This is a genomic window from Pseudomonas sp. SDO5532_S415, from assembly GCF_054071155.1.
Genome location: NZ_JBSVWS010000222.1, coordinates 1 through 7,581 on the forward strand (window position 1 = coordinate 1; position 7,581 = coordinate 7,581).

Annotated in this window: 6 protein-coding genes; 2 read left to right on the plus strand and 4 right to left on the minus strand. The window is 58.9% G+C overall.

What is annotated here, in order from left to right; translation table 11 throughout:
• The first annotated feature begins 349 nt into the window (after nt 1–349).
• Complete coding sequence (dinB, locus tag ACW9HW_RS27475; protein WP_457402443.1) at nt 350–1,411, plus strand: DNA polymerase IV; 1,062 nt, start codon at nt 350–352, stop codon at nt 1,409–1,411.
• Between the two features lie 121 nt (nt 1,412–1,532).
• Here the strand turns inward: dinB and ACW9HW_RS27480 are convergent, their stop codons facing one another.
• The 4 genes from ACW9HW_RS27480 to ACW9HW_RS27495 form a co-directional block, all read right to left on the minus strand.
• Nucleotides 1,533–2,486, minus strand: a complete 954-nt coding sequence (locus tag ACW9HW_RS27480) for a hypothetical protein (RefSeq protein ID WP_095197025.1) — start codon at nt 2,484–2,486, stop codon at nt 1,533–1,535.
• Between the two features lie 17 nt (nt 2,487–2,503).
• Nucleotides 2,504–4,219, minus strand: coding sequence for a proline--tRNA ligase (locus ACW9HW_RS27485; RefSeq protein ID WP_095197024.1), 1,716 nt, complete (start codon nt 4,217–4,219; stop codon nt 2,504–2,506).
• A 143-nt stretch (nt 4,220–4,362) separates the two neighbouring features.
• Nucleotides 4,363–5,922, minus strand: a complete 1,560-nt coding sequence (locus ACW9HW_RS27490) for an AmpG family muropeptide MFS transporter (protein ID WP_095197023.1) — start codon at nt 5,920–5,922, stop codon at nt 4,363–4,365.
• Between the two features lie 44 nt (nt 5,923–5,966).
• Nucleotides 5,967–6,320 (minus strand): MGMT family protein, encoded by a 354-nt coding sequence (locus tag ACW9HW_RS27495; protein ID WP_095197022.1) that lies wholly within the window; start codon nt 6,318–6,320, stop codon nt 5,967–5,969.
• A 190-nt stretch (nt 6,321–6,510) separates the two neighbouring features.
• Between ACW9HW_RS27495 and ACW9HW_RS27500 the strand changes: the two genes are divergently transcribed.
• Nucleotides 6,511–7,518: a DUF481 domain-containing protein gene (locus ACW9HW_RS27500; protein ID WP_457402446.1), complete on the plus strand. Its 1,008-nt coding sequence runs from the start codon at nt 6,511–6,513 to the stop codon at nt 7,516–7,518.
• Nucleotides 7,519–7,581: the final 63 nt, after the last annotated feature.

Below are 7,581 nucleotides of genomic sequence, written 5' to 3' on the forward strand. Positions count from 1 at the left end.
CCTTCGGGTTATGAGCCCGACGAGCTACCAGACTGCTCCATCCCGCGTCTGTGTGTCGGCATTCTACAGAGGATCGACAGGGTGTCAACCGTAAATTTCGGTAAAACCTCTTCAGGTTCAATCGCTTAGCTTGCTGGCGAATGTGCTTGTCGGCCTGAGAGGCAGGCGTGGCAAGGGTTTCAGCTCTATCAGCAGCTACCCTGTGATTGAGAAAATAAATTTATCCTGGCGCTTTCCTACAGGTTGCAAAGAACCTTCAGACTACTGGTGCTATATACAGGTGCCGGTGAGATACTGCTTATCCGACACGGCATGTCGCCATTTCTTTATCCATGAATACCGCGTTGATATGACCCAGCGAAAAATCATCCACGTCGATTGTGACTGCTTCTACGCTGCCATCGAGATGCGTGACGACCCGCGCCTGGCCGGAAAACCGCTGGCGGTAGGCGGGGCGGCGGATCGGCGTGGCGTGATTGCTACCTGCAATTATGAGGCTCGGGCTTACGGCGTGCGTTCGGCCATGTCCTCCGGGCACGCGTTGAAACTGTGTCCGGACCTGACCATCGTCAAGCCGCGTATGGATGCCTATAGAGAAGCCTCGAAGGAAATTCATACGATCTTCCGCGATTACACTGACATCATTGAGCCGCTTTCCCTCGACGAGGCTTACCTGGACGTGTCGGACAGCGCGCATTTTGGCGGCAGCGCCACACGCATCGCCCAGGACATCCGTCGGCGGGTGTCGAATCAGCTGCATATCACGGTCTCGGCGGGTGTGGCGCCGAACAAGTTTCTGGCCAAGATCGCCAGCGACTGGAAAAAGCCCAATGGCTTGTTCGTCATCACGCCGGATCAGGTCGAGGACTTTGTCAGTGGCTTGCCGGTGAGCAAGCTGCATGGGGTCGGAAAAGTGACTGCCGACAAGTTGGGCAAGCTCGGCATCCTCGATTGCGCGCAACTGCGTGAGTGGGACAAATTGGCGCTGGTGCGAGAATTCGGCAGCTTTGGCGAGCGACTCTGGAGCCTGGCCCGTGGGATCGATGATCGTCAGGTGCATAACGACAGTCGCCGGCAGTCGATCAGTGTCGAAAATACCTATGACGTCGACCTGCCGGATCTGGTGAGTTGCCTGGATAAATTGCCCGAGTTGCTGGAAACCCTGGCCGGGCGCATGGCGCGAATCGACAGCAGCTACAGGCCTGGAAAGCCTTTCGTCAAAGTGAAATTCCACGACTTCACCCAGACCACGCTGGAACAGGCCGGGGCAGGGCGGGATCTGGGCAGTTATCAGTTGTTGCTGACCCAGGCTTTCAATCGCGGCGGCAAACCGGTGCGGTTGTTGGGGGTGGGGGTGAGGCTGGAGGATTTGCGGGGCGGGTTTGAGCAGATGGAGTTATTCGAGCGGTAGCGGCAGGTTTTGATGTGGCGGTGAATTTCAGTGCCTCTTCGCGAGCAGGCTCGCTCCCACATTGGATTTGTGAACGCCAAAGAAACTGTGGGAGCGAGCCGGCTCGCGAAGCTTTTAGCTATTAATTCGGCCCCGGATCCGCCACCAGGCGCCCGGCATCCTTGGTCAGGGACTTGAGGAATTCGGTCTGCAGTTCGGGATCGTTGCGAGTCAGTTCGATCAGGCTCTGTTCCAGTTCGCTGGCTTCTTCTTCCAGACCCAGTTCCGACAGGCGTTTGACCCGGTGAACCCACTGGCTCACTTCGTCATCTTCCAGGTCGTCGTAAATCAGTCCGTGGGCTTCGAGCAGCTTGCCGCGCAAGGTGCTGCTCAATGCCAGGGTCGAGTCGGTGTGCACGTCATCCTTGCCGTCCGCGACACTGATCTGCAGCTTGCCCAGATGGTTCAGGTCATGTTCGGCGAACGGGCTATCCAACAGGTTCAGGCGCAGAACGCCGTTTTTGTCGGTGCTCAGCTCGAAGGTTTCCTTGCCGGCCTTGACCTCGACCGGACGCTCGCTCCACGGCAGGCTCGAGTATTCCGTACGCTTGTCGAGCTGGACTTCGTCGATCCCGGCCAGGTTCTGTTGCGCTCGACCGTTGGATTGCACGTTCATGAACGGATTGAGCCCGGCAAAACCATAGCTGAACCAGTCCCGGGTCACGCTATCGGGAAGGTTACCGAGGGCAAACACGTTGACCACGTTCGCGCCGACACCACCTACCACCGCCACCGCGCCCAGCGGGATCTCGTAGACCTCCCGCCAGGGTTGGTAAGGCGTGTAGCGATCGTAATGGCGCGTGACTTCGAACTCGGTGACTTCGAAAGTCTTCTGCTCGTGGATTTTCACCCGGCGTTGCGGCAGCTCAAGCACCTTGGGCTCGCCAACATCGATCTGCAGGCTGTGATCGAGCAGTTTGCGCTCGACACGTTCCTCGTGCTCGCTGCGTTGTGACATGTGATTGGCACAGCCGCTGACCAGCAGGGTGCCGCACAGGGCGGCACCACCGAGGCCTAAGGTGTTTCGCTTGAACATGACGTCTCTATCTGGTTTCAGCGGCGGATACGGGCCTGAAGGAACGGCAGTACGTCAGCAACCGGCAGCGCTTGCGGCTCGGCCTCGGTACGGCTCTTGTATTCCAGGTTGCCTTCGGCGAGACCGCGGTCACTGACCACGATGCGATGAGGAATCCCGATCAGCTCCATGTCCGCGAACTTGATGCCCGGGCTGGTTTTCTTGTCGCGGTCGTCCAGCAGCACTTCGAAGCCGGCTGCAGTCAGTTCTGCATACAGCTTGTCGGTGGCTTCGCGCACCAGGTCGGTTTCGTAGCGCAGCGGTACCAGGGCGATCTGGAACGGCGCCAGGGTGTCGCTCCAGATAATCCCTTTCTCGTCGTTGTTCTGCTCGATGGCGGCCGCGACCACGCGGGAAACGCCGATGCCATAGCAGCCCATTTCCAGGGTGACCGGCTTGCCGTTCTCGCCCAGCACTTCGCACTTCATCGCCTTGCTGTACTTGTTGCCCAGCTGGAAGATGTGTCCGACTTCGATGCCGCGCTTGATTTCCAGGGTGCCCTTGCCGTCCGGGCTAGGGTCGCCGCTGACCACGTTACGCAGGTCGGCAACGGTCGGAACCGGCAGGTCGCGCTCCCAGTTCACGCCGAAGTAGTGTTTGTCATCGATGTTGGCACCGATGCCGAAGTCGCTCATCAGTTCGACGGAACGGTCGATGATGATCGGCAGTGGCAGGTTCAGCGGGCCGAGGGAACCAGCGCCGGCGCCGATGGCGTCACGCAGTTCGGCTTCGGAAGCCATGACCAGCGGGCTGGCGACGCCAGGCTGGTTGGCGGCCTTGATTTCGTTCAGTTCGTGGTCGCCACGGATGATCAGGGCAATCAACTTGCCTTTCTCTTCGGCGTGCACCACCAGGGTCTTGATGGTCTTTTCAATCGGCAGATTGAATTTTTCCACCAGCGCGGCAATGGTCTTGGTATCAGGTGTATCGACCAGGCGCAGCTCTTCAGCCGGTGCCGGACGGGACGTTTCACGCGGCACGGCTTCGGCTTTCTCGATGTTCGCGGCGTAGTCGGAACCGTTGCTGAAGACGATGTCGTCTTCGCCGGATTCGGCCAGTACGTGGAATTCGTGGGAGCCGGCGCCGCCAATGGAGCCGTTGTCGGCTTCAACCGGACGGAATTTCAGGCCCAGGCGGGTAAACACGTTGCAGTACGCCTGGTGCATGCGGTCGTAGGTGACCTGCAGCGATGGCTGGTCAGCGTGGAACGAGTAGGCGTCCTTCATGATGAATTCGCGGCCGCGCATCAAACCGAAGCGTGGGCGGATTTCATCACGGAATTTGGTCTGGATCTGGTACAGATTGATCGGCAGCTGCTTGTAGCTGCTCAGCTCGTTGCGCATCAGATCGGTGATGACTTCTTCGTGGGTCGGGCCGGCGCAGAAATCGCGACCGTGGCGATCCTTGAAGCGCAGCAGTTCAGGGCCGTACTCTTCCCAGCGACCGGATTCCTGCCACAGCTCAGCCGGTTGAGTGCTCGGCATCAACACTTCGAGCGAGCCGGCGGCGTTCATTTCTTCGCGAACGACGGCTTCGACCTTGCGCATCACTCGCAAGCCCATCGGCAGCCAGGTGTACAGGCCCGAGGCAAGTTTGCGGATCATACCGGCGCGCAGCATCAGCTGATGGCTGATCACAACCGCGTCGGAAGGCGTTTCTTTCTGTGTGGCGAGCAAAAATTGACTGGTGCGCATGGTTGGCCGTTATCGATTGCTGATGACGAGAAATGACGGAGCATTGTACGGGCGAGATCCGCTGTCGTACAGGCGTGCGGTCGGCGGTATGGCAGCAGGGCGGCAATCTCGCCGCCCTTTGCAACGTGTCCTGCAGATATTTCCTACGATTCTTCCGCGACCTGGGTGGGCACGGGGTCAGGCGTCGGTGTCGGGCCTTCGCGGCGGTTCTCCTGGAACCAGTGCAAGGCGATCAACAGCAGCGTCGGAACACCCAGCAGGGCGGTGATCAGGAAGAAATTGTGGTAACCGAATTTCTCCACCATGACCCCGGAATAGCCGCCGATCAGGCGGGGCAGCAAGAGCATGATCGAGCTGAGCAGGGCGTATTGGGTGGCGGAGAACTTCAGGTTGGTCAGGCTCGACAGGTAAGCGACGAACGCCGAGGTCGCCAGGCCCGAGCTGAAGTTGTCCAGGGAGATGGTGACCACCAGCATCTGCAGGTTCGGCCCCATGTCGGCCAGCATCAGGAACAATATGTTAGTGCCCGCCGACGCAGCGCCACCGATGAACAGGATCGGCAGGATGCCGAAGCGCACGATCAACAGGCCGCCCATGCCGGCGCCGACCAGGGTCATGATCAAGCCGAAGATTTTGCTGACGCTGGCGATCTGGTCCTTGGTGAAGCCCTGGTCGATGTAGAACACGTTGGCCATCACGCCCATGACCGTATCGGACATCCGATAGGTCGCGATCAGTCCAAGCAGCAACAGCGCTTGCCAGCGATAACGCAGAATGAAGTCGTTGACCGGTGTCAGCACCGGTGCCAGGCCGCGACGGCCCATGGCCGACAGGCATAGGGCAGTGAGCGTGGTGTAGAGGATGGCCCGCAGGAACGCTCGGTCTTCGAGCAACAGGTCGAGCGGACTCGCACCTTCGAACAGCACGCTGGCGAAGTCGGTGTTGTAGAGTTGGGTGAACATGGCCGGTACGGAAACCAGCAGTACGATCAGCACGAACACCGAGGCCAGTTGATGCACGAAACTGTAGCGCCCGGCCTGCAATTGAGTGCGCAGTGGAACCGGTGGTTCGCGCATGAATATGCTGGTCAGGAGTGCCGGTACCATCAGGGCACCGAACAAGATGTAGGTGCCGGCCCATGCAGAATGTTTGTAGTTGAAACCGGTGGAGCCGAAACCTTCGGCAAAATACAGGGCGCCAGCCGTCGCCAGCAGCGCGGCGATCCGATAACCGGACATGTAACTGGCCGCCAGGGCCGCTTGACGAGTGTCATCGGCAATTTCCAGGCGATAGGCGTCTACGGCAATATCTTGCGTCGCCGAGGCAAAGGCGACGACCACCGCGATAGCGATCAGCCAGGACAAATGCTTTTGCGGGTCGCAGAAACCCATCCCGATCAAGCCGAGGATGACCAGTGCCTGGGACAGCACCAGCCAGGAGCGGCGTCGACCCAGCTTGCCGAGGAATGGCAGGCGCCATTGGTCGAGCAGCGGTGACCAGACCCATTTAAAGGCATAGGCCAAGCCGATCAGGCTTGCATAGCCGATGGTTTCGCGAGCAACGCCGGCTTCACGCAACCAGACCGAAAGTGTCGAGAACACCAGCATGTAGGGCAGGCCGGCGGCGAAACCCAGCAGCAACAGTACAAGCGTCGAGGGGCTGGCATAGGCAGCGAGCGCGGCGCGCCAGGTTTTACGGGGCATGGGCTGGAGTCTGCCTCAAGAAATACGGAAACAAAGCGCGCACTCTAACCGCTGTGCTCTACCGGGCGCCAGCCATGGCGCCGAATATCAACACGATTATTCAGGATACTGATGCCCTCCATGCGCAATCGTGCGCGTTGTTCGTCCCCGGATGGGCTGCCCGCGGGCAGGCTGATACGTCCGCCTGCACCGAGTACACGGTGCCAGGGTAATTTACTGTCACCGGGCAGTTGGCTCAATGTCCGTCCCACCCAGCGAGCGGCGCGGCCGAGGCCGGCGAGCTCCGCCAATTGGCCATAACTCACCACCTTGCCTTCGGGCACTTGCGCGAGGGTCAGGTACAACGCCGTGCGTCGGATTTGTGCCGCACTCTCGGTTTCAGCGGTGGGTTCGTTCACGTCCAGTGTTCCTGAAAAAGTATTCCTGAAAAATAACCCTGAAAAAATTCACAGTACCGTCTGTAGAGTAATTCGAGGATCGCGTGTTGAGAAATGAACTCATTCGAAATAGTCGTGTCAGTCCTTGCTAGGGCCTTATTCCTGCGAATAATGCCGACTTTTTTTCGCAATCTTGAGTCTGTATTTGCTTATGTTGTCCAGAACTCTGCTGTGCCTCGCTGTCGTCAGCGCTTCCTCTCCCTTGCTCGCGGATACCGTCTGGTTGAAGAACGGTGACAAGCTGAGCGGCAAGATCGTTCTTTTCGACGGTGGCAAGCTGCTGATCAAGACCGAGTACGCCGGTGACGTACCTATCGACTGGAAACAGGTCAAAACCCTGGAAAGCGATCAGCAGATGCTGGTCAAGCAGGATGCCTACACAGGGGAAAAGGCCAAGGCGCTGCACGCGGCGGATGACGGCAAGGTTACCCTGGCCAACGGCGATGGACCCAAGACCGTCGAACTGGCCAGTATCCAGCAGATCCTCAAGCCCAAGCCGGTGGTCGAGGATCTGGTGTGGAAGGGGAATATCGACGCGGCCCTGGATTACCAGCGCGCCGAGAAAGATACCGATGATTACGACATCGATTTCAAGACCACGGCGCGTCATGGTCGTTGGCGCCACATCGCGGAAGGCGAGTACAACCGCGAATACCAGGATGACGTGACCACCACGGACAACTGGCGTGGCGAATACTCCCTCGATCGCTTCCTGACGGAAAAATGGTTCTGGCAGGGTCGCCTGGTCTACAAGCGCGACAAGGTCGAAGATCTGTCCCGTCAGCGCACCGTCGGTACCGGCCCGGGTTATCAGTTCTGGGATGACGAGTTGGGCGCTTTCTCCCTCGGTTCGCTGATCAACCGCACGGATTATCAATTCGCCGATGGCAGCAAGGAGAACTTCTATTCCGTGGCGATGAAGTGGGATTACAACCGCTATCTGATTGGCAAGAAAGTGGAGTTCTTCACCAACGGCGAAGTGGGCAAGCCGCTGTCGGGCGTGGCCGAGTATGCGCTGGATGCAGAAATGGGCTTGCGCTACAAGGTGACTGATTGGGCATCGCTCAATCTCAAGGCAGAGAAGGACATCATCAGCGGCACCAACGATGCCGATCTGGACAAGACCCGATACACCGCCGGGTTTGGCGTGACCTGGTAACACGTAAAAAAGATCGCAGCCTTCGGCAGCTCCTATATGGATTGATGTACATCCTGTAGGAGC

Coding starts and splice junctions, on each gene's coding strand:
- dinB (WP_457402443.1), top strand. CDS start 350: ATGACCCAGCGAAAAATCATCCACGTCGATTGTGACTGCTTCTACGCT.
- ACW9HW_RS27480 (WP_095197025.1), bottom strand. CDS start 2,486: ATGTTCAAGCGAAACACCTTAGGCCTCGGTGGTGCCGCCCTGTGCGGC.
- ACW9HW_RS27485 (WP_095197024.1), bottom strand. CDS start 4,219: ATGCGCACCAGTCAATTTTTGCTCGCCACACAGAAAGAAACGCCTTCC.
- ACW9HW_RS27490 (WP_095197023.1), bottom strand. CDS start 5,922: ATGCCCCGTAAAACCTGGCGCGCCGCGCTCGCTGCCTATGCCAGCCCC.
- ACW9HW_RS27500 (WP_457402446.1), top strand. CDS start 6,511: ATGTTGTCCAGAACTCTGCTGTGCCTCGCTGTCGTCAGCGCTTCCTCT.